26 protein-coding genes and 1 riboswitch are annotated in these 24,901 nt (G+C 53.9%); of the genes, 7 read left to right on the top strand and 19 right to left on the bottom strand.

Annotation, left to right across the window (positions count from 1 at the left end; translation table 11 throughout):
* Window positions 1–38 precede the first annotated feature (38 nt).
* The 5 genes from ndk to JMF85_RS20805 form a co-directional block, all read right to left on the bottom strand.
* Window positions 39–512, bottom strand: coding sequence for a nucleoside-diphosphate kinase (gene ndk, locus JMF85_RS20785; protein WP_054795267.1), 474 nt, complete (start codon window positions 510–512; stop codon window positions 39–41).
* 86 nt (window positions 513–598) lie between these two features.
* Complete coding sequence (gene ppdK, locus JMF85_RS20790) at window positions 599–3,289, bottom strand: pyruvate, phosphate dikinase (RefSeq protein WP_155614248.1); 2,691 nt, start codon at window positions 3,287–3,289, stop codon at window positions 599–601.
* A gap of 442 nt (window positions 3,290–3,731) precedes the next feature.
* Complete coding sequence (murA, locus tag JMF85_RS20795) at window positions 3,732–5,021, bottom strand: UDP-N-acetylglucosamine 1-carboxyvinyltransferase (RefSeq protein WP_155614247.1); 1,290 nt, start codon at window positions 5,019–5,021, stop codon at window positions 3,732–3,734.
* A gap of 72 nt (window positions 5,022–5,093) precedes the next feature.
* Complete coding sequence (locus tag JMF85_RS20800; protein ID WP_236595937.1) at window positions 5,094–5,702, bottom strand: FHA domain-containing protein; 609 nt, start codon at window positions 5,700–5,702, stop codon at window positions 5,094–5,096.
* A 226-nt stretch (window positions 5,703–5,928) separates the two neighbouring features.
* Entirely contained in the window at window positions 5,929–7,161 is a 1,233-nt protein-coding gene (locus JMF85_RS20805) for a DUF2087 domain-containing protein (RefSeq protein ID WP_155614246.1), read from the bottom strand.
* 234 nt (window positions 7,162–7,395) lie between these two features.
* Here JMF85_RS20805 and JMF85_RS20810 point away from each other — a divergent pair, with 234 nt between their 5' ends.
* Window positions 7,396–8,952, top strand: coding sequence for an LTA synthase family protein (locus tag JMF85_RS20810; RefSeq protein WP_230875986.1), 1,557 nt, complete (start codon window positions 7,396–7,398; stop codon window positions 8,950–8,952).
* Between the two features lie 179 nt (window positions 8,953–9,131).
* On the opposite strand, the gene JMF85_RS28170 is transcribed toward JMF85_RS20810, so the two are convergent.
* The 4 genes from JMF85_RS28170 to JMF85_RS20825 form a co-directional block, all read right to left on the bottom strand.
* Window positions 9,132–9,380, bottom strand: a complete 249-nt coding sequence (locus tag JMF85_RS28170; RefSeq protein ID WP_230875985.1) for a hypothetical protein — start codon at window positions 9,378–9,380, stop codon at window positions 9,132–9,134.
* A gap of 42 nt (window positions 9,381–9,422) precedes the next feature.
* Window positions 9,423–10,283 carry an ABC transporter transmembrane domain-containing protein gene (locus JMF85_RS20815; protein WP_230875984.1) on the bottom strand — a complete coding sequence of 287 codons (861 nt, stop codon included), beginning with the start codon at window positions 10,281–10,283 and terminating at the stop codon, window positions 9,423–9,425.
* A gap of 24 nt (window positions 10,284–10,307) precedes the next feature.
* Window positions 10,308–10,760, bottom strand: coding sequence for a GNAT family N-acetyltransferase (locus JMF85_RS20820; protein WP_306439332.1), 453 nt, complete (start codon window positions 10,758–10,760; stop codon window positions 10,308–10,310).
* A gap of 104 nt (window positions 10,761–10,864) precedes the next feature.
* Window positions 10,865–11,215, bottom strand: coding sequence for a response regulator (locus JMF85_RS20825; protein ID WP_155614282.1), 351 nt, complete (start codon window positions 11,213–11,215; stop codon window positions 10,865–10,867).
* A gap of 429 nt (window positions 11,216–11,644) precedes the next feature.
* Here JMF85_RS20825 and JMF85_RS20830 point away from each other — a divergent pair, with 429 nt between their 5' ends.
* Window positions 11,645–12,643: an acrylyl-CoA reductase family protein gene (locus JMF85_RS20830; protein ID WP_155614245.1), complete on the top strand. Its 999-nt coding sequence runs from the start codon at window positions 11,645–11,647 to the stop codon at window positions 12,641–12,643.
* A gap of 102 nt (window positions 12,644–12,745) precedes the next feature.
* On the opposite strand, the gene JMF85_RS20835 is transcribed toward JMF85_RS20830, so the two are convergent.
* The 3 genes from JMF85_RS20835 to JMF85_RS20845 form a co-directional block, all read right to left on the bottom strand.
* Window positions 12,746–12,922, bottom strand: a complete 177-nt coding sequence (locus tag JMF85_RS20835) for a hypothetical protein (protein ID WP_155614244.1) — start codon at window positions 12,920–12,922, stop codon at window positions 12,746–12,748.
* A 101-nt stretch (window positions 12,923–13,023) separates the two neighbouring features.
* A riboswitch (cyclic di-GMP riboswitch) is annotated at window positions 13,024–13,107 on the bottom strand.
* 76 nt (window positions 13,108–13,183) lie between these two features.
* Window positions 13,184–13,321 (bottom strand): hypothetical protein, encoded by a 138-nt coding sequence (locus JMF85_RS20840; RefSeq protein ID WP_155614243.1) that lies wholly within the window; start codon window positions 13,319–13,321, stop codon window positions 13,184–13,186.
* 185 nt (window positions 13,322–13,506) lie between these two features.
* Entirely contained in the window at window positions 13,507–14,148 is a 642-nt protein-coding gene (locus JMF85_RS20845) for a sensor domain-containing protein (RefSeq protein ID WP_127605641.1), read from the bottom strand.
* Between the two features lie 251 nt (window positions 14,149–14,399).
* Here JMF85_RS20845 and JMF85_RS20850 point away from each other — a divergent pair, with 251 nt between their 5' ends.
* The 3 genes from JMF85_RS20850 (at window position 14,400) to JMF85_RS20860 (ending at window position 16,106) form a co-directional block, all read left to right on the top strand.
* Complete coding sequence (locus JMF85_RS20850) at window positions 14,400–14,648, top strand: DUF1450 domain-containing protein (protein ID WP_054795275.1); 249 nt, start codon at window positions 14,400–14,402, stop codon at window positions 14,646–14,648.
* Window positions 14,649–15,104: 456 nt separating this feature from the next.
* Window positions 15,105–15,740, top strand: a complete 636-nt coding sequence (locus JMF85_RS20855) for an FMN-dependent NADH-azoreductase (protein ID WP_127605643.1) — start codon at window positions 15,105–15,107, stop codon at window positions 15,738–15,740.
* A gap of 192 nt (window positions 15,741–15,932) precedes the next feature.
* Window positions 15,933–16,106 (top strand): hypothetical protein, encoded by a 174-nt coding sequence (locus JMF85_RS20860; protein ID WP_155614241.1) that lies wholly within the window; start codon window positions 15,933–15,935, stop codon window positions 16,104–16,106.
* A 209-nt stretch (window positions 16,107–16,315) separates the two neighbouring features.
* Here the strand turns inward: JMF85_RS20860 and JMF85_RS20865 are convergent, their stop codons facing one another.
* Both JMF85_RS20865 and JMF85_RS28175 read right to left on the bottom strand, forming a co-directional pair.
* Window positions 16,316–17,161 carry a D-2-hydroxyacid dehydrogenase family protein gene (locus JMF85_RS20865; protein ID WP_236595938.1) on the bottom strand — a complete coding sequence of 282 codons (846 nt, stop codon included), beginning with the start codon at window positions 17,159–17,161 and terminating at the stop codon, window positions 16,316–16,318.
* 58 nt (window positions 17,162–17,219) lie between these two features.
* Window positions 17,220–17,474 (bottom strand): YkgJ family cysteine cluster protein, encoded by a 255-nt coding sequence (locus tag JMF85_RS28175; protein ID WP_127605646.1) that lies wholly within the window; start codon window positions 17,472–17,474, stop codon window positions 17,220–17,222.
* Window positions 17,475–17,716: 242 nt separating this feature from the next.
* Between JMF85_RS28175 and JMF85_RS20870 the strand changes: the two genes are divergently transcribed.
* Complete coding sequence (locus JMF85_RS20870; RefSeq protein WP_054795277.1) at window positions 17,717–18,244, top strand: type 1 glutamine amidotransferase domain-containing protein; 528 nt, start codon at window positions 17,717–17,719, stop codon at window positions 18,242–18,244.
* A gap of 198 nt (window positions 18,245–18,442) precedes the next feature.
* Window positions 18,443–19,474, top strand: coding sequence for a Leu/Phe/Val dehydrogenase (locus JMF85_RS20875; RefSeq protein ID WP_054795278.1), 1,032 nt, complete (start codon window positions 18,443–18,445; stop codon window positions 19,472–19,474).
* A 90-nt stretch (window positions 19,475–19,564) separates the two neighbouring features.
* Here JMF85_RS20875 and JMF85_RS20880 read toward each other — a convergent pair whose 3' ends face one another.
* From JMF85_RS20880 to JMF85_RS20900, 5 genes are all read right to left on the bottom strand, one after another.
* Window positions 19,565–20,353 (bottom strand): DeoR/GlpR family DNA-binding transcription regulator, encoded by a 789-nt coding sequence (locus JMF85_RS20880; RefSeq protein WP_127605648.1) that lies wholly within the window; start codon window positions 20,351–20,353, stop codon window positions 19,565–19,567.
* A gap of 139 nt (window positions 20,354–20,492) precedes the next feature.
* Window positions 20,493–21,536 carry a galactitol-1-phosphate 5-dehydrogenase gene (locus JMF85_RS20885; protein WP_054799092.1) on the bottom strand — a complete coding sequence of 348 codons (1,044 nt, stop codon included), beginning with the start codon at window positions 21,534–21,536 and terminating at the stop codon, window positions 20,493–20,495.
* Between the two features lie 5 nt (window positions 21,537–21,541).
* A complete protein-coding gene (gene xylB, locus JMF85_RS20890) occupies window positions 21,542–23,035 on the bottom strand; it encodes a xylulokinase (protein WP_141334031.1) in 1,494 nt (497 codons plus the stop codon).
* 34 nt (window positions 23,036–23,069) lie between these two features.
* Window positions 23,070–23,924, bottom strand: coding sequence for a class II fructose-bisphosphate aldolase (locus JMF85_RS20895; RefSeq protein ID WP_141334032.1), 855 nt, complete (start codon window positions 23,922–23,924; stop codon window positions 23,070–23,072).
* A gap of 29 nt (window positions 23,925–23,953) precedes the next feature.
* Window positions 23,954–24,892 (bottom strand): sugar kinase, encoded by a 939-nt coding sequence (locus JMF85_RS20900; protein WP_201318829.1) that lies wholly within the window; start codon window positions 24,890–24,892, stop codon window positions 23,954–23,956.
* Window positions 24,893–24,901 lie beyond the last annotated feature (9 nt).

A 24,901-nucleotide genomic window follows, 5' to 3' on the forward strand; every position in this document is an offset into this window, starting at 1 on the left:
CCTGATGAAGGGGTCGGCTTGGTCGTCTATTCGTTATTTCAATGAATGCTTACCGGAGAATCGTCGCTGCGGTCCGCCGTACCGTCTAAATAGGTCGAAGTCAACAATTCTTCCGGCTTAAAGAAGTTGGCGATCTCCCGCAACGCGCTTTCAGGCGAATCCGAGCCGTGAATGACGTTCTTGGCCACCTCGGAGGCGAAATCGCCGCGAATCGTACCCGGAGCCGCATCGGCCGGGTTCGTTTTGCCCATCATGGCGCGGGAAATTTGAATGATGTTCTCTCCCTGCCATACCATCGCGAACACCGGTCCCGACGTGATGAAATCGACGAGCTCGCCGAAGAACGGCTTCGCTTTGTGCTCCTCATAATGATATTCTGCCTGTTCTCTCGTAATCCGGATGAGCTTGGCACCGATCAGCTCGAATCCGCGCTGTTCAAAGCGATTCACAATATTTCCGATTAATTGGCGTTTCACGCCATCAGGTTTCACCAATAAGAACGTCTGCTCCATAAACGACTCACTCCATCCACTAATTTGTACGCGATTCAACCCAAGTCTCTTCAATCAGTATTCCCATTTTTTCTCATTTTTATGAGTTAAGCAATATGTTCGCTCAAGCTCCGTTCGGCATCGGACTGAGGATGGCCGAGCGCCAGCTGCGCTTGAGCGGCTGCAATCCGGGCAAGCGGCACTCTGTACGGGGAGCAGCTTACATAGTCCAGTCCCGCCGCATGGCAGAAGAAGATCGATGACTTATCGCCGCCATGCTCGCCGCATATGCCTGTTTTCAATAACGGCTTAACCGCTTTGCCCTGCTCCACCGCCCATTCGATCAAGCGGCCGACGCCGTCCTCATCCAGCACTTGGAACGGGTTTTCCGGCAGCAGCTTCGTTTCCACGTAATGCGCAAGAAATTTCCCTTCCGCGTCGTCCCGGCTGTAGCCGAACGTCATCTGCGTCAAATCGTTCGTACCGAACGAGAAGAAGTCTGCGTGCTTGGCAATTTGCGCCGCCGTAATCGCCGCTCTCGGAACTTCGATCATCGTCCCCACATGGTAAGGGAACGTGGCCGCCTTATCGCCCAGTATCGCCTCCGCCCGCTTCGTTACAAGCTCACGCATCCGGATCAGCTCGTTCGCATGCCCGACCAGCGGAATCATAATATCCGGCCGTACGTCGATACCTTCCTCCAAGCAGCGCACCACGGCGCGGAAAATAGCATCCGCCTGCATCTCGTAAATTTCCGGCAGGACGAGTCCGAGGCGGCATCCGCGAGTCCCCAGCATCGGGTTCATCTCGTGCAGCGACCGCACTTTGCGCAGCAGCTTCTCGTTTCGGTCGATTTCCTCGGACGAGGCATTCGGGTCATTGCGCAATCGTTCATGCTGAAGCACCAGCTGCTCCATGTTCGGCAAAAATTCGTGCAACGGCGGATCCAGCAAACGAATCGTAACCGTCAGCCCATCCATAGCCCGGAACAACCCTTCGAAGTCTTGCTGCTGCATCGGCAGCAGCTTCTCGAGCGCTTCGGCCCGCTCCTCCGCCGAATCCGCCAAAATCATGGCTTGCACGACCGGCACCCGCGCCGCCGACATAAACATATGCTCCGTACGGCACAGCCCGATGCCTTCCGCGCCGAAATCCCGGGCTTTCGCCGCATCTTCCGGCGTGTCCGCATTGGTATATACCTGCAGCGTACGGATATCGTCGGCCCACCGGAGCAGCTGCTGCAGCTCCTCCGTCAGCTCAGGCTCGCGCAAGTTAACTCCGCCTCGAATGACGCGGCCGGTCGAGCCGTCGATCGAGATCGTGTCGCCTTCCCGAATCGTAACGAACTCGCCACCGGCGTGTACGACGAACGATCGGTCTTCGATTCTTACGGCCTCGCATCCGCATACGCAAGGCTTACCCATGCCCCTGGCGACAACGGCCGCATGGCTGGTCATGCCGCCCCGGCTCGTCAGTACGCCTTCGGCGGCAAGCACGCCGTGTATGTCTTCCGGCGTCGTCTCCGAACGCACGAGAATCGTTTTGCGGCCGGCGCGCGACCACGCTTCCGCCAGGTCGGCATCGAACACGGCTTCTCCCGTCGCAGCGCCCGGCGATGCCGGAAGCCCCGAAGCCAATACATCCAGCGCCTGGTCCACGTCAATGGCCCGGTGCAACAACTGATCCAAATGAAACGGCTCGATTCGCTCGACGGCGTCTCCCCGGCTGATTAACCCCTCGTTGGCCATATCCACGGCGACCTTGACCGCCGCCTGCGCCGTCCGTTTGCCCGAACGGGTTTGCAGCAAATAGAGCGCCCCTTGCTCCACCGTAAATTCAATATCCTGCATATCCTTATAATGCTTCTCCAGCATCGCCGCCGTTCGCTCCAACTGGTCGAACACGAGCGGCATATCCGCACCGAGCTGTTCGATCGGTACCGGCGTGCGAACCCCCGCAACGACATCTTCCCCTTGGGCGTTAATCAAATATTCCCCGTACAGACGCCGTTCCCCGGTCGAAGGATTGCGGGTGAACAATACGCCCGTACCCGAATCTGCCCCCAAATTGCCGAATACCATCGCCTGGATATTGACCGCCGTTCCCTGTTCGTCGGGAATGCGGTGGATTTTGCGGTACACTTGGGCCCGCGTATTGTTCCACGAACGGAATACCGCTTCGACCGCCAGCTCCAATTGTTCGCGCACGTCTTGCGGAAACGGACGGCCCGTCTCTTTCACTACGATTGACCGGTACGATTCGATCAGCTCTTGCCAGCCTTCGGCACTTACTTCGCTGTCTTGTCCGACACCCAGCCGCTGCTTCAGTCGGGAAAGCTGACTTTCAAAGTGATGCGATTCAATCTGAAACACGACGTTCCCAAACATTTGGATCAAGCGCCGGTAGCAGTCGTACGCGAATCGCGCATCCCCCGTTAATGCAGCCAGCCCGGCAACCGTTTCATCGTTTAACCCGAGATTGAGAATCGTATCCATCATCCCGGGCATCGAGGTGACGGATCCGGAACGCACCGAAACGAGCAGCGGCTTCGCAGGATCGCCGAATTGCTTCCCTTGGGACGACTCCAGCACGCGCAGCGCGGACGCCACCTCTTCGCGGACTCCGTCCGGAAGCTGGCCGCCCAAGGCGTAGTAGGCGCGACAAACGTCAGTGGTCACCGTAAACCCCGGAGGAACCGGCAGCCCTACCCGGGTCATCTCCGCCAAGTTTGCCCCCTTCCCGCCAAGCGTCGCTTTCATATCCGCATGCCCCTGATCAAACGGTACAACGAACTTCATGCAAATGCCTCCTCTGAACAATTCGGTCATAGTCTGAATTAACGAAATTAACGTGCGTTTTATTCCACTTGTAAATCACATCTAAAACATAACATACAACAATTTCTTTGTAAATAGTGTGTACTATTTAATTTTAATGACACACTATTAAACAAACATCTCGAATTTATCTGCTGTCGCTCCATGTTCACTTTTTCTTGGCGCAGACCCCTTGTTGAACGAACCCCATATCGCGAAAGTCCAGGAAGCTGCGGAACTACGGCGGCCCTATGCGCCTCACCCGTCACGTTCACACAAAAATAGCGGAGCTCCGATGCCTTATTCGCCCAAACCGGGGATTTCCCCCGGCTTTAGAGCGAATGGCTCATCGTAACTCCGCTATCATACATTCAGCCGGTCTAATCGGCGATATAAGGAATCAGGATTCCGCTACGGCACACCGTCACCTCACAAAGACGGCATGTACGCGCTCATCCTCGGCCTCGCATAACGTTAAACGCGCGCCGAGCGCCGCAAAGCTGCCGATCACGTCGTCGTAACCGCGCTCCAGGTGCTCTACGCCGGTAATTCGCGTCACCCCATCGGCCGCCAGAGCGGCTAGCACCAGGCTCGTTCCGGCACGCACGTCCGTCGCATGAACCCAAGCGCCGAAGAGCGGCCGTCCGCCGCGGATAAAGGCGCTTTCCTGCCGAACCTCAATGTCGGCGCCCATCCGCCGCAGCTGCGGCACATGGTTGAAGCGGTTCGGATAGACGCGCTCGGTGATGATGCTTTTGCCCTTTGCCTGCGTCAACAGCGCCGTCATCGGCTGCTGCAGATCGGTAGCGAAGCCGGGATACATCGACGTCCGCACCCGCGTCGCTTTAATCGAACCGCGCCCGTAGGCGGTAATGCTCGTCTCGTCCACTTCCAGCTCCATCCCGCATTCCTCCAGCTTGGCCAGGCATGCGCCCAAGTGTTCGGGGATGACCTCGCCTACGGTTACACGCCCGCCGGTGATGCCCGCCGCCATCAGAAAGGCGCCGGCGATAAGCCGGTCCGGGATCACCATATGGCAGCCGCCGTTCAAATACGGCACGCCCTCAATCCGGATGCGGTCCGTGCCCGCTCCGTATATTTTGGCGCCAAGCGCATTCAAGAAAGTTGCCGTATCGACGACCTCGGGGTCGACCGCGGCATTATACAGGTTCGTTCGCCCTTGGGCTCGAACGGCCGCCAGCATGCCGTTGATCGTAGCGCCCGAGGTGACCGTGTCGAAATAAATGTCGGCACCCTTCAGCTGTCTCGATTCCACCACATAGTGGTCTTCGTGAAAAATAACGGTGGCGCCAAGCGCTTGAAATGCTTTAACATGCTGATCGATCGGTCGCGACGAGAAATCGTCTCCGCCCGGAAATCCTACCGTCACACGGCCGAACTTGGCGAGCAGCGCCCCCGCGAAATAATAGGAAGCGCGGTATGACGCCGCTTTGCCGGGATCGATGGTTGCACTATGAATAAACCGCGGATCAATCACAACCTCGCCCGTCGGCTTGCGAACGAGCGACATTCCGATATCCCGTGAAATTTGCGCGATCACCTTGACATCGTCAATCAGCGGAATCCCCTCCAGCGTGACGACGTCATCGGCCAAACAAGCCGCCGCAAGCAGCGCCAGCGAGCTATTCTTCGAGCCGGGAATTTGCACCGAGCCTTGCAGCGGCCCGGCAGGCTCCACTTGGATATAGCGCATGCTTATCCCTCCCTGGTTATAACGGTTACGGCGCGTCATGGCGACAAGGTAGTCAGTCACCATGGCAGCCGCCTATTTGGAATCCAGCTCGAGCACATATCCGCTGCCGCGAACAGCGCTGATCAGGAACGTGTCTTTCCCGTACTTTTTACGGATACGATAGACGAGCGCGTTCAGTTCGTCCATCGTGACATCCGGCACACCGTCAGGTCCGGTCGTGCGTTCGGACCATACGTTTCGTTTAATGTCATCGATGGCGACAAGCCGGTTCGCCTGCTCGTATAACAAATGAAGCAGCAAATATTCCTTCTCCGACATCGCGATTCGCTTCCCGTCCACGACGCATTCCCGCTTCTCCCAATAGATCATCGAAGGTCCGCTCGGCTCTTCCCATGCCTGGGTCATGCTGAGCGGTTCGAACTCCAGCGTCTGATCGGCGAACAAATAGGAAAAATGCAGCACGGTCATCCCTTTCGCCATCTTAATAATGTCGAACGATTGGAGCGGGTACGGCACATGCGGTTCCACCAATACCCCGTTAAGCTCGGTACCGTGGCGTGAATCCAGATCGTATAACACCGCCTTCTCCCCTTCCCGGCGGATAACGACGTGCTTTCTTGAAATAAATGCGTTGGAAAAAGCAAAGTCCGGGGCGAAGTTGTTCGTAGCGCGCCCGATCACCGTCTCTGCTGAAGTCAGATGAAGGCACGTGCCCGAACGAAACGGTTCTCCCCGGATCACATATAGACAAGCGTAAGTATCCAGAACGTTTCCCTCCACTATCACAGCAAAAATACGAGTATGACGTATAAAGATTGCAGTCTTTATCATCATATCGTATTTTCAAGAGTAAGGGAAATATCTGCTGGCTGACGTAACGCTTACTTTTCAGTTATGGCTGCTTCGTTTAGACGTCCCTCTCGTCCTTCTCGGCGTCTCCGGCCTGACCTCGTTTCTTTGGCTGCGAATTGTACCCGCGCTCCCCATAAGGCTGAAGCTCGTTTAGCCACTTGCTCTCCATGACGTGCAGCTCATGATTGACGTCCTGGAAACTGTCCTTGCGAAGCTTCAGGCGTTCCAGCACCTCGAACGTAAAATCCCCTTCATCCGCTTCGTTCCAATCCTTTTGAAGCTGTACATTCCGGCTCGCACCCATCTTTAGCTCAAAAGGCAAGCGCCGCTCCATCGCTTCCAGGTTTTTACTGGCGCCGACAAGCGCCTTGCCGTTCTTTCCGTTCACAAATCGAAACACGCCGATCTGCTGCTCTTTCTCCTGGTAGGCCCTCACCAGCTCCTTGCGCCGTTCCTTACTCATAGACAACCTCTCCTCCTCTTGCGCTGCTGCCGGCGCCCGCTCCGATGACGAAACGGCGGCGCCAACCCAATATCGGCGTCCGTCCTCCGTCCGCTCCAATAACCCATGATCGACCATATACCGGCGGATGACGGCATAGTCGTGCCAAGCCTGCTCCAACACTTCGTTAATGTCGGCTTCCGAATAGATACGGCCAGGCTGAAAACGCCTGACGAGTTCTTCGGCGATCAACGCGCGGACCTTCTCCTTACGCGGCCATGCCCGAAGCGGACCGTCCGTTCCGTACGGAAAATAATCGTTGTCACGCTCCACCGTCTCCTGCAGCGGCTGTACACCTGCCGGCTTCTGCTTTTTCTTGTCTTTCACCGGGCTACCGGCCGAGGCCGCCGCCCTGCCTTTTTCCATCAACGACATCAGCACCAGAAAAAGCTTCGCCTGCTTCTCCTTCTCCCGCAGCGTGAACCGATGATTGCGAATCGTCGACGCGCTTCCGCCGCCCAATCGCTCGATCACCTCGGCATCGCTCATCCCTTGATGGAAAAATTGCAGCAGCTGCCTTTGCAGCACGGACAAACCGGTCCACTTTTTGTCCAAATGCAGCAGTGCGTGAAAAACCGACCCGTGCTCCCGCACGATATGCTTCGTCATCCATTTCTCGGCGTCCCACCAAGCTTGTTCGTCCGGAGACGGATAAATAACCCCTTGCTCGGAAGAGCTGCCGCATATTAAACACGTGTAACGCCCTTCCTCCTCCTCATAGATGTAACCCCGTTCGATCTCTTCAAGCGAGGCCCGCTCCATCCCGTCGATAAACATGCCATCCATCGCAAACCCTCCTATTTATATAGACATATTAATAGTACGTTTATATATTGTCAAACATTAATTAAATATGTCTATTAATTTTCCATTAGCCCTGTGAAACATACATAGAAGTCATCGTCCGGATCTTTGCTTCTCTTCAATGCGTCAAGCTTCTACCTCCCTGTCTCCAGAAATGATATAATGATCATGACATTGCGAAAGCGATTACCGTTACTTCATCTTAGGAGATCAACCATGCGCCTATCCCGAACCGTCCGTACTTTATCCGCATCTTTACTAACCATGATGCTTCTTCTCTTACCGACTTCCGAATGGATAAACCCGGATCGCGTGCCGGTACGGTCGATCCCCTCGCTTGACATGGAACCGGCGACCGACTGGGAGCCCGAACAGCTGAACAAACCACCGAACATTATCGTTGTGCTGAGCGAATCGTTCTGGGATGCCACACAGCTGCCCGGGCTTGTGTTCAGCCGCGATCCGGCGCCGTTTTTCCACAGCTTGCAAAAACGGTATACACACGGCACCATGCTCTCGCCGATGTTCGGCGGCGGCACCGCCAATGTCGAGCTTGAGGTGCTGACCGGGCATTCGTACCGTTTTTTCCCGAAAGATTCGATCGTGTATGAGCAATACATCAAACAACCGACGGCCTCGCTCGCCAGCCTCCTGGCCGGCCAAGGCTATGCGACAACGGCGATCAGCCCGTTTCACGGATGGTTTTTCAACAGCTCCGAGGTGTATAAATATTTGGGTTTCTCCCAATTTATCAGCCTCGAATATTTCAACCCGGACGAATACGTAGGTCCGTATATCGGCGATCACGCCGTAGCCAGACGGATCATCGAACAGAGCGAGCAGAGCCCGGGCTCGGACTTCATTTTCGCCAACACGATGGAGAATCATTACCATTACTGGCCCGGCAAGTTCAAACGGAATAAGATCGACGTGAAAGGCAAGGTTTCCCCGGAAGCGATCGGGTTAACGGAGACGTACGCGCAAGGGATGGAAGGCGCAGATCGGATGCTTGAGGAGCTGATCGTTCATTACAGCCGGTTGAAGGAGCCGACGATCATCGTCTTTTTCGGGGACCATCTGCCGTCGCTCGAGAAGTATACGGTTTATGAGGAGACGGGCTACATTACCGGCGAGAACGACCCGGACTTCTTGACCAAGATGCACGAGGTTCCCGTGGTTATCTGGAACAACTACTTGCCGCGCGAAAAGAACGAAAAGCTTCATTTCAGCCCTTCGTTTCTCGGTCCTTACGTGCTCCGTCTCGCCCAACGGGAAGGCAGCCCGTACACGGACTATTTGTACGATTTATCGCAAAAAATGCCGCTTGTTCCGCCCGAAGAAGCGTATGCCGAGATGGGTATCGACCCGGCGATGGTCGCCGACTACCGCAGCCGGCAGCAGGCGATCCTGGAACAGGAGCAGCAGCGCGCCGACGAAGCGAAAGCGAGGCTCTCCGGCTTCAAGCTCGGCTATGGAGCGCCTGAAATCCGGCGGGTCGAACCATCTGTCATCAGCGCCTCCGAGGATGCCTTAGGACGCACCACGCTAACCGTCGAAGGCGGACGCTTCGGACTCGGCTGCTCGATATTCGTTAACGGCAAGCAGCTGGAGACGGCCTGGCTAAGCGAGTCATCGCTCAGTGCCGCCCTGCCGCGGGAGTTGACCGCCAAGCCCGGCGCGCTGACCGTGGAAGTGAAGGTGATCGACTCGAAAAAACAAATATTAGCCGTCTCCTCGCCGGCCACGGTTACGGTTCAAGCGATGAACAAGTGACGGCATCCGGGAATAGGCCTTAAGTTGAAAAGGACAGGGAAGCGTCGGCTTCCCTGTCTTTTTCGCGTTCAAATTCGGTTGCAGCTCCGGCGAAATGCGAATGAGCGTAGCCGTGATGCGCCTGCCGTCCAGCCGATCCACTTGCGCTAGCAGACTTGACGGAATAAGGGCGCAGACTCCTAACTGCCTCCCCCCGCATGCCTCCAGACAGCGTCATTCTGTGCGGTTCGCATGTTGAAGGCTGTCGAGTCCTGCGCTTGCCCGGGAAATGACGTAACCTTATTCCCCGTCATCCCCCGCCGGTGCCCCCGCCTGCTCTTCGACGCCGTACCAAATGCGGCGGAGCTCCTCGCTGTTTGCAAATCCTCCATCTGGGTGCGGATTTGTTCGATCGGCTTCGCCATCAGCTCCGTATAATAAAAGATCATGTAGACGGTGCCCAGGGTGATCGAGCCCTGCTTCCATAAATATTAGCTGATCGCGAAAGCAACCGCGTTGCCGATGGCGAACACGATAATTGTCGCAATCCACATCGACGCCCATCCGAAGAACGCGCGCACCCGAAGCGGCAGCCACTCCCGCATCATGCAGTAGAAGCGGTGCATCACGTAATTCGTCGCTCCGCTGGCCCGCGTATCCTCCGTCCCCTCCAGATGTTCGCCGAGAAAACCGTAGAAGCTCGCGCTCATTTGGCGCAAGCGGCTCCAATGCGGGACGGCGAGCCGGCGGATGTAACGGATCGCCAGCAGCGCAAACACGACGAACACAAGCATCCCTGCGCCAATAAGCCAGCCTTCCCGGAACAACAGGACGAGCATAGCGGCGACCAGAATAACGTTGCTGACGAGCATGACGGCAAACTGTAAGAAGAAGTTGGACAAGTTGTTGATATCCCCGTCTACCCGCTCGATAATCGCGCCGGACGTTTGCGTTTTGTGAAATGTCATATCGAGCTTCAAGCAATGCTCCGCCACGTCTCCGCGCAGCTGATTGGTCACCGTCCAACCGGCGTTCGCCCCGATGTACGAAGCGCCCACCGCTATCAATTGCTGTACGAGGCTAACCCCGATAAACAAAGCCGCCGCCAGAACGAGCGGCCTCCCCGAATGCAGCGAGTGCGCGCTATCGATGAAATAGCGAATAATTTGCGGATTCACGAGCTGCAGCGCGATACCTGTCAGCAGCAGCACGCTCAACGCCAGCATTCGTCCCCGCTGAGGCCGCAAATATTGCCGGAATAACGATACATATTCTCCAATCGGAATATGTGGAAGCCGCATTTCATCCCTGATGAGCGGCCGTATTCGCGGAACGTCTTCGCCTGACGACATAAAAAAACGGCCGCTGCGGGCCGTTCACTCCGTTATCGTTTTTGTCATCCGTACATGCCAAATGCCTGCATCCAGAAATGGTTCTTCAGATACTGTCGCATATCCCAGCTTCTCATAAAACCTTGTCGCGTGCGTCTGCGCGTCCAACATGATCGACGCGATTTCCCGTTCGCGAATATCGTCTTCCATCATATCGATCATCATCTTGCCGATGCCCTTGCCCCGATAAGGCTGGCGGACCGCAATTCGCTGAAGCTTGGCCGTCCGTTCATCGTACATCCGGTAACGGGCCGCTGCAATCGGCAGTTCGCCGTCCCGGATCAGGAAATGGCGGCAAGCCGATGTCGAAGCGTCAAACTCGTCCAGCTCCAAATCGAGCGGCACCTGCTGCTCATCGACAAATACCTCTTTACGAACGGACAAGCATTGCCGCAGCTCTTCCTCCGTCGTTACGACAAGCCCCTGTAACCTCAACATGAACCTTCTCCTCTATCTCTTAGCCGTAAGGGGTACCCTTCCACGCTTCGTATCACAGTCCATTGTACCAAACAAACCGCTGCTTCCTCAAGGATTCGCGTGCGTTATCCGGCGAACGCCTTCTTCAGTGCTTCGCGGACGCGATCCTTACTGAACGGCTTGACGATAAAGTCGCTCGCTCCCATACTGACGGCGCGAATGAGCAGCGCTTGCTGGCCCATCGCCGACACCATGATAACCTTCGCATCCGGATTCAAATCCTTGATTTTCTCCAGTGCTGTAATGCCGTCCATCTCCGGCATGGTTATGTCCATCGTGACGACGTCGGGCATCTCTTCCGGGTATAATGACAGCGCTTCCACTCCATTGCTTGCTTCAACGACTTGTTCATAGCCAAGCTCATGAATGACGTTTTTCAATAACATGCGCATAAAGAGCGAATCGTCGACGATCATAATTTTCTTCACGCCGGAACAGCCTCCTCTTCGATTGGGTAGTATGGAAAAGCGTCACGCCTAGTTGTCCCGAAGATGTGCGGTTATACAATATTTTCACGGCAGCACGGCATATTAAAAAGACCCCCAGCATGCATCAAAGGAGCCTCAAATCACGTATTCCTCTGTCCTTCGGCAGTTGGCTGACTTGGTAAAGACGGTAGTGGCTGTGGCTTTGCGGCCTTGAATTTCGCAAAGCTCACCTGATGCGGGCGATACCTTTTGTACATTAAATTATACCATCCTGCCGGAAAAATACAAGTATGGAAATATGAAATCGACGTCCTCATGTTCTCCTGATCTTGCCGGAAAGCGTCTATTTTTACATTTAAATTATCGGTAAATAATGCTAACATAGAAAGTAACATGAACATAGGGAGATGCGATCCAATGGATAAGTTCCAAGCATTCGTGCTAGAGAAACAGGGCGATCAAGCCGCCGGCTCCATCCAAACGCTCGGGCATGATCGCCTGCCGGACGGAGAAGTCACCATACGGGTACGATATTCCAGCATCAATTATAAAGACGCGATGGCGGCGCAACCCGTCAGTCCGATCGTCAAGTCGTACCCGTTCGTACCGGGTATCGATTTAGCCGGAGAGGTCGTTCATTCGGACGACCCTTCTTTTGCCGTGGGCGATGAAGTGCTTGTCACCGGCTACGAGCTCGGCGTCTCCCACCCGGGCGGTTTCAGCCAACTGGCGCGCGTTCCTGCCGGTTGGGTCGTTCCGCTTCCCGATGGGCTGACGGCCCGGGAAGCGATGTCGCTCGGCACCGCCGGCTTTACGGCGGCCCTGTCGGTGCTCCAGATGGAGCGCAACGGCCTCCGGCCGGAGCAAGGCCCGGTACTCGTCACCGGTGCGACCGGCGGCGTCGGGAGCGTAGTGGTTTCGCTTCTGTCCAAGCTCGGTTACCGTGTGACGGCCAGTACGGGCAAGCTTGCCGAAAGCGAGTATTTGCTGGGCCTGGGCGCTGCGGAAGTCATCGAGAGAGACGCATTAATCCCGCCGGACGGCAAACCGCTGCGTAAGGAACGCTGGGCGGGGGCGGTCGATCCGGTCGGCGGCGCGTCGCTGCCGTTTATTTTAAGCACGCTTCGTTACGGCGGTTCTGCTGCGGTCAGCGGTCTGACCGGAGGGGCGGATTTCGCAACGACTGTATATCCGTTCATTCTGCGCGGTGTGAAGCTGCTCGGCATCGATTCGGTATACTGCGATACGCTGACGAGACGGGAAGTGTGGTCCAGGCTCGCAGCCGACTGGAAACCTGTATCGTACCTGGAGACCGGTGCGCGGGAGATCGGCCTGGGCAATCTGGCCGATACGCTTGCGGCGATTCGCAGCGGTCGGCTTCGCGGCCGGGCTATCGTCAATCTCGACCTTTCATAATAACGCCAAAGAGTCCTGTGGAGCCATTGCTCCACAGGACTCTTTTTCTGCTGGGAAAGCTTTTTTGACAACGCGCTTCCATATCTTCAGAAATCGGGCGGGTTACGCTTCCACCGCGTGCATCGGCTGCACCGACTCCATATAGCGCATCAATGCTTCAAACGCGTGACGCAGATCATGCAGCTCTTCCTTGGACGCCTTCTCCAGCTCTTCCATCAAACGGCTGGCCGTCGTTTCTCCAAGCCATTCCTCCAAGCCCATTGTTTTCACCGGATTCATCCTTCTACCTCCGTAATGAGATCATTCCGAACGCTTCACAGAGGGATAAAAAAACTCCCCTGTACGCCAAAAGGGAGGTGTTACGACATATTCCTCATACTTTCGGCAGCTGGCTGACATCGTTTATCACTTTAGTCCCTATAGCTTTGCGTCTCTGACTTTCATCAGATTTGCCCTTGTCGTGTTGAAATCACCCAACAGGCCTAGTATAACATGAACCCAGCCATAAATCGACATGATTTGCTTTGCCCCATGGTACTCTCATGCGGATGCGTCCTGCTCGCTTCCGGCTTTGCGACACCGGCCGTCCCGAGAAGGCGGAACGATGGCAAGCATGAGCGCAAACGCCAGCAAGCTGGTTAACAACCGCCCTCTCTTTCGTCGAAGCACATCAGACATGGAATAAATCTCCTCTCTACCTCTATGCGCCTATGCGCCGCTGCGGGATCTATTCCACATCTTACCTGTTTTCGGGGGTGAATAATGTTTAAGAATTTACACTTTTACGAAATAGCACTTTTGACGCTAGGCCCGGAGTCATGTCATGCTGCCCTTGCACCTTCAACTCGGTTACCGGACAGTACCTAGCGCCGGAACACGGATACAAACCGTACGGAAGCGCTGAACATCCGATTGACCACGTAGAACCCGACGAGAAACCAGATCAGCCCGAGCCCGGCGACGGCATACGATCGCTGCGCCGGCGACGCCATCGGAAGCAGCACATCCATCACGATGTCGTTGTTAAACAGTTCGTAGCCGTAACCCTGCAGCGCCGCCCAGTAAACGAGCGGTGCGAACAAGAGAACAAAACCGGATACCGGGAATGCCACGGCCAACGTAAATTGAATGATGCTCAGAGGCAGCTTCAGCAGCCAATACAGCAGCGGCAAATACGATTCCACCGAGAGCAGCACTTGGCGCATGCCGGGCTTGGCAGCCGTATCCGCAGCTTCAACTGCAGCTTCGCCCCGGAGACCCGAGCCTCCCTGCAACGCCTGCGCGTCCAAGGACAGAAGCGCCCGGCTTCCGATAAGCGCCACGTAAAGAATTGGAATGCCGATCCCAAGCGGCGTCAGCGCGACGCCGACAAGACCGAAGGTAACGGCAAACACGAACCCGAGAATGCCGAGCGGTAATGTCGTGACCACGAAATATTGCATTTTCAACAAAAAAGACGGTTTCCATCCCATAGACGGGGCGGGAGCAGAGCCAGCATGTAACATGTGCGATCCTTCCTTCTTCCATATCAGTTACGTTTATTATAGGAGAATCGGGAGTCGCTTCCTACCAACCTATGTTCAGGTTATGCCTGGACTTTGGTCGGGATTTCAGAGATTGCCGGCACCAAGCTTTCCTCCGATGATGAAGCTTTTCTTTCATGCTAAGGTGTTGACATACGGCTTGGATTGCCTATATAATGATCGAGAATGATTATCATTACCGCAAGTAAACGGATATCCGGGGAGGCGACCCGATGAAGATCAAGTATTGCTGCAAGAACATTAAGAACGGCTCCAAATCGGTTTACAAAACAATGAAAGACGAGTTTCCCGAATTCGAGCACAAGAAGAAAGACTGCCTCGGCTGCTGCAAGCTGTGCTCCAAGCAGTGCGTAGCCAAGGTCGGCAAGTCAGGCATTATTTGCGCCGAATCCCCCGACCAGCTCTATTTGCAATTGAAGCAGCTTCTTCATGGTTCCGTCGAAGAACCGTTGTCCGTGTAATACATAATTGGTAATGCTGAATACAACCTGACCGATGGTCAGGTCTTTTTATGGAGGCGAGCTTGACTGCCTAAACTTTTCCAATATTTGTAACACAATTGAAATCTGGTTAACATCTGTTCTTAATGAAAGCAGCCTATACTATTCCTTGACCCCCTTTTTCAATATATCTTGAAGACCCGCAGCCCGCTGCTGCGGGTCACTTTTTTGTCTATGTCATCCCGCCGGATACTCAACACGCCGGAGTCCTGATTCACTCCGTGAGCGACGAGCGCCGCCCTAGTATAAGAACAATTTGTTCCGCGAACAATACGCAGGGTGTAGTGAGCAAATCTATACTTATTTGTTAATTTTATCGGTTAGCGAATAATTATTAATTTGCAACTTACATAAAATTAGTTATAATAAAAACGTACACATCTCACATCACAATTATGGAAAGGACGTTTTCAGATTATGGCAACTGTACTGTACATTACTGCACATCCTCATGACCATCAAGCTTCATTCAGCATGGCTGTGGGAAAAGAATTTATCGAGGCCTACCGTGAAGCAAATCCGACAGATGAAATTATTCACCTGGATTTATACAAAACGGACATTCCACATATCGACGCTGACGTATTTAGCGGATGGGGAAAACTTCAATCGGGCTCTTCGTTCGACCAACTGTCCGATGCGGAGAAAGCCAAAGTCGCAAGACTAAATGAAATTGTCGGTCAATACGTGGCCGCTGATAAATATGTTTATGTTTCTCCAATGTGGAATTTTTCGTTCCCTCCTATTTTGAAAGCCTACATTGATGCAATTTGTGTTTCAGGCAAAACGTTTAAATATACCGAGAACGGGCCGGTCGGCTTGCTTACGGACAAAAAAGCGATCCATATTCAAGCTAGCGGCGGTGTCTACTCCGAAGGACCGGCTGCAAGTTTCGAAAGCGGCCACAGCTACCTGAGCAAAATTATGCAATTTCATGGTGTTCCATCCTTTGAAGGAATCTTTGTTGAAGGCATGGCCGCTATGCCGGATCAAGCCCAATCGATTAAAGAGAAGGCTATCGCGCAAGCAAAAGAAGCTGCAAAACGTTTCTAATCCACAACATGCATGTGAAAAAGATACAGAGGCCCGCTGCTTAGCGGGCCTCTCTTTTTATCTATTTCAATGGATAATATTGCCTTATCAGCATTATTATAGTAATGTGAAATTAAACAATGCCAATGAATTACAGTCGCGGCTTCCGTAAATAATAGGTTTGATAGGAATACAAGCCAAGGAGATGAGCGCATGTCGAAATCGGAGAATGATTTTCCCAATTATTACGACGGTTCCTCGAATGTTGAGTTTTCTCAAGAAATTACGGAAGGGCCCGATGTACATCTTAAAGAAGCTCCGGCCCAGGACGAAGAATGGCGCCGGTACATCAGCGCGAACCCTTACGGGATGCACGGCCATCTTTAATGCGTAACCGGCTTCCGTTATCGGCAGCTTCATCAAATTCAAGAGAACAAGAACCCCACTGCTTGCTGCTGTGGGGTTCTCTTTATGAAATCATGATGAGGTCAGCTGCCGGATTGGCGATCCGGACAAATAAGCTTGGATGTCTTCCACCGCGTCCCGATAATACGTATGGTAATTCGCTTGTGACACGTATCCGAGATGCGGTGTGGTCAGAACATGGGGCAAGGACCGGAATACGTCGTCTTCGGCAAAGGCTCGATCTCGAATACGTCCAAGCCTGCACCGGCGATCCAGCCGTTAAGAAGAGCTTCCGCGAGGGCGGTTTGATCCACGATCGGAGCCCGGGAAGTGTTGATCAGATAGGCGGATGCGCGCATCCGCCTGAGCTCTGAGGCGCCAAGCAAGCCTCTCGTCCGTTCGCTGAGCACAAGATGGATGGAGACAAAATCACTGCTTTCCAGCAGTTCTTCCTTGGAGGCTGCCAGCCGCACGCCGACCTCATCGGTCCGCTCTTGGGTTAAATGCTGGCTCCAGGCCATCACATCCATGCCGAAGGCCAACCCGATGCGCGCCACCCGACTGCCGATCTTACCGAGTCCCAGCAGGCCGAGTCGTTTGCCGTAGAGGTCAGTCCCGATCGAGCTTTGCCAAGGGCCATTCGATCGGAGCGCGTTATGTTCGGGCACAATCTGTCGGGCCAGCCCCAATATTAAAGCCCAGGTAAGCTCAACGGCGGGCTCCGTTTTGCCCGCTGTGCCGCAAACGACCACACCGTGCGAAGCAGCGGCTGCAAGATCGATTGCCGCATTGCGCATGCCTGTCGTAACGAGCAGCTTCAACCGCGGCAGACGTGCGAGTAACGAAGCCCGAAAAGGCGTGCGTTCGCGCATGATCACAACGATATCATAATCGGCGAGCGCTGCCGCCGTTTCATCCTCCCCCTCAAAATGCCGATGAAAGGATTGAACCTCAATTCGATCTAGGAGCGAGGACCAGTCGGCCATCGTCCGTGCTACCTGCTGGTAGTCATCAAGTATCGCACAGCGAAGTTTCATTCGCGGGCAACCTCCTTCTGATTGGGTGTACATGCTCTAACCTGTATCTTCGATTTCATCAAGGCCTTGTCGCTTGTTCCAAATCCGATAAAAGGGCAAAAGCTTCCTCATTCGACCGCCCGCACATTTCTACCGACGCCTTCAAGCTGCTGCAAACGGCCGGACGCTCCGGCTTCCCAAAGAGGTTGCAAGTATTCTCATCGGAAAGCTGCGAACAGCGGACTCCCGCCGGCTTCCCGTGCGGCATTCCGGGAATGGGAGAAGAAATGGAAACGACAATACAGCAAGCTGCGCAGCCTACCCGGCAGTCCAATACGGAGTCCCCCCGTTCTTCAAGTAATGTAGGAAGCTTGGATCGATCATTTCTTCCATCCCTTGTATAATTCCACATCGACAACATTTATCCTTTTCTTACCCGGATTTTGCGCGAACGGGTGCTGGCCCGCTGTGCGGCGAATGCGCCTTTGACTATCTTTTTTGTTTATGGAAATCCAAAAAAGGGTATTGTACAGTATGGGCACCAAATCACCATTTTCAAAAAGGAGTGTTAACGAGATGAAGAAAGTCGCTTTCCTGTTAGCCAACGATTTTGAAGATTCCGAAATGCAGAAACCGTACGATGCGATCAAAGCGGACGGGCATGAAACCGTCATTATCGGGTTGAAAAAGGGCGAACAGCTGACAGGCAAGAACAAGACGATCACGTATACGGCTGATGCGTCCATCGATGAAGTGAAGGCTGACCAGTTCGACGCGGTCGTCATTCCTGGCGGGTCGTCGCCGGAAAACCTGCGTCTCAACAAGCAGATCCAGCAATTCGTCAAAGACATGGACAGTCAGGGCAAACCGATATCGGCCATTTGCCATGGGCCGCAAATTCTGATCAGCGCCGGTCTTGCTAAAGGCAAAACATTGACGTGCTACCCTCCATTGAAGGATGATCTGATTAATGCAGGCGCCAACTACGTCGATCAAGAGGTCGCCGTTGACGGCAACTACGTCACGTCGCGAACGCCTGCCGACGAACCGGCGTTCATCCGCGAAACGCTGAACAAATTGCGTACGCCCGTCAGTCAGCCTTAACGCTAACCGTGAAAAAGTAGAGGTCACCCCATTCACGCCCCAAAAATCCGGAAGAACTCTTTCGGATTTTTTTGCGTTTTTTTCATTTCCCATCGCGCTCATGTTCGGAACTGCTCATGTACCCCCTTTAACCCTAAATGAATACTTTAATAGCAAGAGGCAGAATCATCCGGTCTGTTCTATAGAGGAGGACTCAGCATGGAGGTATGGAAGGAACATTTCGAGCAACTGATTTTCCTGCAGGATCAGCCAAGCGGTTTGAAAGCCATTATCGCCATTCATAATACGAAGCTCGGGGCTGCGCTTGGCGGATGCCGGATGTGGCATTATGCCTCCGAAGAAGATGCCGTCCGGGATGCGCTCCGTTTAGCAAAAGGCATGACCTATAAATCAGCGATTTCCGGTCTTCCATACGGCGGAGGTAAAGCGGTTATCCTTGGCCCTCCCGATCAACGGAAGCACGAGCTGTTATTTCGCGCCCTCGGCCGTTATATTGAAAGCTTGCAGGGACGCTATATAACGGGCATGGACTTGGGAACAAGCGTTGCGGATATGGACTGGATCCGATTAGAAACAACCTATGTGACGGATACTACCGGTTCGCTCGGGGCTACCGGCGATTTAACAGCTGCTATGACGGCCTATGGCGTTTACCTGGGTATCCGGGCTTCGCTCAAACGCGTATTCGGTACGGAGACGTTCATCCATAGAACGGTTGCTGTTCAGGGGTTAGGGAAGGTAGGCTATCAGCTTTGCCGGTATTTGAAACGTTCGGGCGCCAAACTAGTCGTATCGGATGTGAATCCTAGCCGAAGGAATCAGGCTGTCAAAGATTTCGGCGCACATGCGCTGCGCCCGGATGAAATCGTTGAAGCCGCCTGCGATGTCTTCTCGCCTTGCGCTCTAGGCGGGATCATTAACGATCTCACCCTGCCCCGGCTTCGATGCCGGATTGTAGCCGGAGCCGCCAATAACCAATTGGCCGAGAAGCGGCACGGTCATCAGCTTCATAAGCTCGGCATCCTTTATGCGCCCGACTATATCATCAATGCCGGGGGCATTATTGTCACCTCTTGCGAATTGAACGGCAGCGACGCCGCATTCGCAAATAAACAGGTAGAGAACATCTACCGTACGCTTACGAACGTGTTCGACTACGCGGGTCGGAAGCGAATCCCGACATCGGAAGCTGCAGACGAGCGGACCGAACAACTTCTGGCAGCTCCCTGACGGACCCCTCTGTTGAATTATGGAATGGCCGAAAGCCTATAAACGTGAAATAGTCGGGGAGGAGTTTATTCCTGCCCGACTGTTGTTTGGTTAAGCGGTAATCACGTGTACGCCTCTCGCGCGAAGCTTATCGATTTCTTCGGGCGGCACTTTACGGTCCGTAATGACCGTATGAACCTGATCGACGTTAACAATCCGGTAAAAAGCTACCTTATTGAACTTGCTGTGGTCCGCGAGCACCACAACATGTTTCGCGTTCTCAATAATTTTCCGGACGACTCTTGCTTCCTCCATACTTGGAGTGGTCAAGCCTTGCTCGAGGCTAAACCCGTTAATTCCAATGAACGCATACTCGCAATACACGCCGTCCAGCGCTTTCTCGGCCGCCTCTCCAATTAAGGCGAACGTATTCGGACGAATGTTGCCTCCGGTTAAGAACAAATGATTTTCATTCGATCCCATTAAATCTATAGCCACATTGATAGCATTGGTCACGATGGTAAGTCCGGTGCGATCCTTGATTTTTTTCGTCATATGACTGACGGTTGTCCCTGTCGACAGGGCAATCGTCATCCCGTTTTCGATTAACTTTGCGGCCTCTGAGGCGATAGCCTGCTTCTCATCCGTAAATTGATCCTCCTTCTCTATAAAAGAAGGCTCGATAAACAGATTCTCGTTTAATATCGCCCCGCCATGACTGCGCAGCAGCAATTTATCGCGTTCCAGCTTCTCCAAATCTTTACGAATGGTAACTTCCGAAACGTCCAATTCGGAGCTTAGGAAGGATACGTCCACGCTCTTATGAATTTTCAAATAATCCATAATGAATTGATGTCTCTCAATGCTTCTCATTCTTCGATTCGCATGATCCTCTTCCATATAAGTTCCCTCTCAGTGTTTCGTTTTGTTCTGAATTGTTTCGTTTCGTTATTATAGTAGTAGTATAGATAATTTTGTCCGAGTTGGCAATTCAGAATTCCTGAGAAAGCGGCTTGTCTACAACCTTCATCCCCTTATTTTACGCGTTCAACAGCAAAATTTTACCTTTCACGGTACTCGGATCGCGATATAATTCGAAAGCTTTGCCGATGTCCTCCAGCGGGTACTGTTTAAACACCATATCTTTAAAGTTCAACAATCCACGTTTCAGGAAATGCAGCGTTAATTCCCATTCATCCCCAGGGAACGGAGAGCTGTAGGACATCCAGGAGCCCGTTAACGTAAATTCTTTGCGATTCAACAATTCAAACTGCTTATGCGAGAAGGTCAAATCCCGCACGGGCGTCCCGATAAAGCAAACCTTCGCTTTATTGGCGGCGATCTCGAAGCTTAATCTCATCGTAACGTCGGACCCTGCCGTCTCCATGACAACGCCAAATCCATGATTGCCCGTGATCTGCTTCCATCCCTCTTCGAACCCTGCTTTGGCCGAATTAATCGTATAATCGGCGCCAAGCCTTTTGGCGGTAGCCAGTCTCTCGTCATCGATATCAAAAACGGTAATATCTTTGGCGCCCAACACTCTGGCCCATTGGAGCGTCAGCAATCCGATATTCCCCCCGCCCAGAATGGCGACATGCTCCCCGCCTTGATATTGAATTAACCTTAGCGCGTGCAGAGCTACGGCCGACGGTTCAACAAAGGCGGCTTCCTCGAAGCTTATGCTCTCGTCGAACGTAATCGCGTTTGCTTCCGGAATGACCACATATTCAGCCCAGCTCCCGTTAACCCGGGAACCTACGAAGGAATAATGCTTGCATTGGGCGAAGTTGCCGCTAAGGCAATCATGACATTCGTAACAAGGCTTGAGCGGAACTCCCACGACCCGGTCGCCCGCCTTCACGCGGGTCACTTCGCTTCCGATGCTCTCCACAACGCCGGAAAACTCATGACCGAGCACTATGGGATAGTGATGAGCGGCATCTCCCATTACGCGGGGCAAATCGGAACCGCAAATTCCCGTCGCTTTAACCTTAATCAATATTTCATGCCGTTGTAACGAAGGCGTATCCATTTCCTCTATTCGTATATCGTTCTTCGCATAAAGCACGGCAGCTTTCATGCTCCTCACCATCCCATCTTCGGAAATACATCTCTAAGTTTGATATAGGTCTCCAGGTATACGTCGTACACCTGCCGGTAAACCTCTTGGTTTGTTGGGTTGGGCGTTTGCTCGCGCTGGATGCGGACCGTCTTGCTCACCGCATCCTCACAATCCCGATACACTCCCGTTCCGACACCTGCCAAGATGGCTGCGCCTAACGTGGCGGCGGAATCCGAAGAAGGAATACGGAACGCTTTGCCTGTAATATCCGCTTTAATTTGCGTCCACAGCTCACTGTTCGCGGCCCCGCCGACACTATGCAGCGTATGCACGGGTACGCCGCTTTGCTCGGCCGTCTTTATATTATGCTGCAGGGACAACGCGCACCCTTCCATAATCGCTCGAATCATATGCCCTTTGGTCTTGTCGAAAGACAAGCCGATAAAGACGCCCTTCGCGTCAGGGTCCCAAATCGGCGAACGCTCCCCGGCCATATACGGCAGGAAAACAAGCCCTTCGCTTCCCGGTCTGATCCGGGAAGCTGCTTCGTTGGCATACCGGAAAAAATCGGACTCGGTTCCCCCGAATTCCCGCTTCATCCAGTTCAAGCTGCCGCCTCCGACCGTTCCCCCCTGCAGAATCCACCTGTCTTTAACAACGTGACAGCTTAATATCAGCTTCTCGTTCTTAACCGGACGGTCCATGACAATACTCATGCCCCCGGCCTGGCCCCCCTGCTCCTGCACTTCCCCGGCATAGACCGCTCCGGCTCCCAAGGTTGCACAGGCGGCGTCCAGCCCGCCGGCGACAACAGGCGTTCCGGCGGCAAGACCGGTCTCGGCGGACGCGAACGGGGTCACCGCCCCGACAATATCACTGCAGCCGTAGATGTCGGGAAGCAGTTCGGGTGCTATGCCCATCCGCTCGGCGAGTTCATAGTCCCACGATGCGGTTTCGATATTAAACGCATGTAAGCCGTTGCCTTGCGAGACGTCCTGGGTGTATTCCCCCGACAGCTTGTAAACGATGTAGCTGTTGCACTGCAGCACTTTGCGGGTCTGCTTATAAAGATCCGGCTCCTGCTCGCGCATCCAGACCAATTTGCCGGTCACATACGATGGAGACATCGGGTTCCCCGAAACCGCGAAGAGCCGTTCCTGCCCGATGGTTTGAATTAAATGCTCGCATTGCTTCACGGTTCTGCGGTCGAGCCAAATGAGCGCGTTGCGCAGCGGCCTGCCGTGCTCGTCCATCGGAACGGCCGCGCCGCTTTGACCGTCAACCCCGACACCCTTGATCTGCCGGGGATCGATGCCTGTTTGCTTCAGCATGTCGCGCAAGTTATCGCATACCGCGCTCCACCAGTCCTCCGGATTTTGCTCGGCGTGCCCCGCATGGGGATAGTAGGTTGTATAAGACTTTGTTCCCTGGAACAATACGGTGCCGTCCGCCGCAAACAGGGCCACCTTACAGCCGGAAGTCCCGATATCGATTCCGACCAAATATTGATTCGTCATGATTGACGCCACCTTTCAAACGACCGCCGGCTGCCTAAGCCCGATTCGTGCAACCGCACAGCTTCATCTTCTCAAGAGCCATCTGCTTCACTGTCTTTTTGGCAACAGACATATAGGAACGCGGATCAAGATCGTCCGGATGCTCGGAGAAAAATTTTTGTAAGGACAGCGTAAACGCGTTTTTCAGCTCTGTCGCCACATTCATCTTCGCCATGCCGAGCGATACGCAGCGTTTGACCTGCGCTTCCGGAATGCCGGAACCGCCGTGAAGCACAAGCGGCACCGAAACTCGTTCGGCAATCTCTCCGATTCGCTTGAAGTCGATGTTCGGCTCCCCTTTGTAAATGCCATGAGCGGTGCCGATCGCGGGAGCTAACGTGGTGACTCCCGTCAATTCGACGAATCGCCGGCACTCCTCAGGATCCGCCAACGTTGCCATATCCTCCGACACCTGTATATCATCTTCAACGCCGCCGACTTTGCCGAGCTCCGCTTCTACGTTAACGCCGAGCGCGCGGGCAACCTCAACGACCTTTTTGGTCATCTCCACATTTCTTTCGAACGGATGCATGGATTGATCTATCATAACGGAAGTATAACCGGAACGGATACACTTCAGGATTAATTCAAAGTCTTGGCAGTGATCCAAGTGCAGCGCGATAGGTACGCTGGCCTGCTTCGCCGCCGCCTGGGCTGCGCCGACGATATAGTCGATGCCCAGATGTTTAACGGTGCCAACCGTGGTTTGCAAAATTAACGGCGAACGGGACTCCTCCGCCGCCTCAACGACAGCTTGAAGCATTTCGAGCGTATGCACATTAAAGGCGACAATGCCGTATCCTTGTTTTCTTGCCTCCGTTAATAAAGGCGTCGATGAAACTAATGTCATGGTTAACTCCTACCTTTCATCTCTATCCGCTAAGTCCTGTTCATAAACTCCAGTATCGTTTCCAGATCGCGCGTGCCCTCCATGGGGCCGAGCGCCGTCGTAGACAAAGCGCCTACCGCGTTGGCAAATCGCAGCGTCTCTTTCCAGGTCCAGCCTTGAAGATAGCCATAGACCACACCTGCATTAAAGCAATCTCCCGCTCCGGTAGGGTCCACGCAATGGACGCTAAAACCAGGAACAGCTTCCGATCTCACGCCATTCTGATACAACTCGCATCCATGCTCGCCCATCTTCCGCACAACAAGGCTAATTCCTTGCTCGAACAACCGCTGCGTCCCCTCTTCGACATTCGGACAGCCGGTAAGCCGTTCCACTTCATCGCCGCTTGGAAGCAAAATGTCGGTATGCTGCAAGACAGGGCCGTACCAACCGATCCATTTGCGATCCAAGGCAAGCTCGGGTCTAAGATTCGGATCAAACGTCACGATCCCTCCGCCGCGCTTGACTACACGGACCGCTTCATTGCAAAGTTCCCTGATCGAATCGTTGATGGTCAGGCTGGTGCCGCTGAGGTGCAGCGCCTTCGTCCCCTGCATAAATTGGAGGTCTATGGGCCAAGGGATCTCCACGGCCGCTGAATCGTTCATATGGAACAGAAAGTCCCGCGAGCCGTCGTCGGAATAAGTGACAAACGCCATCCCAGTCGTCTTGGCATCGCTCCGGTACACGTGCGCACACTGAATTCCATCCTTCATCAGCCGATCCGTGAGGCAGCGTCCGAACGCATCCTGCCCGACCGCTCCAATGATTCCACAGCTTAAGCCCAATTTGGCAACGGCGTCGATAAATATAGCCGGCGCGCCGCTCGGATAAGGGCCTGCGAACATCGCTGGCTCCGAAAGCGGAACATTCGTCTCCGTTCGCATGATCTCGACGAGCAGCTCTCCGATTGTATATACGTGCTCCATGAACTCACC

The sequence above is a fragment of the Paenibacillus sp. EPM92 genome (assembly GCF_016586185.1).
GTDB lineage: Bacteria > Bacillota > Bacilli > Paenibacillales > NBRC-103111 > Paenibacillus_G > Paenibacillus_G validus.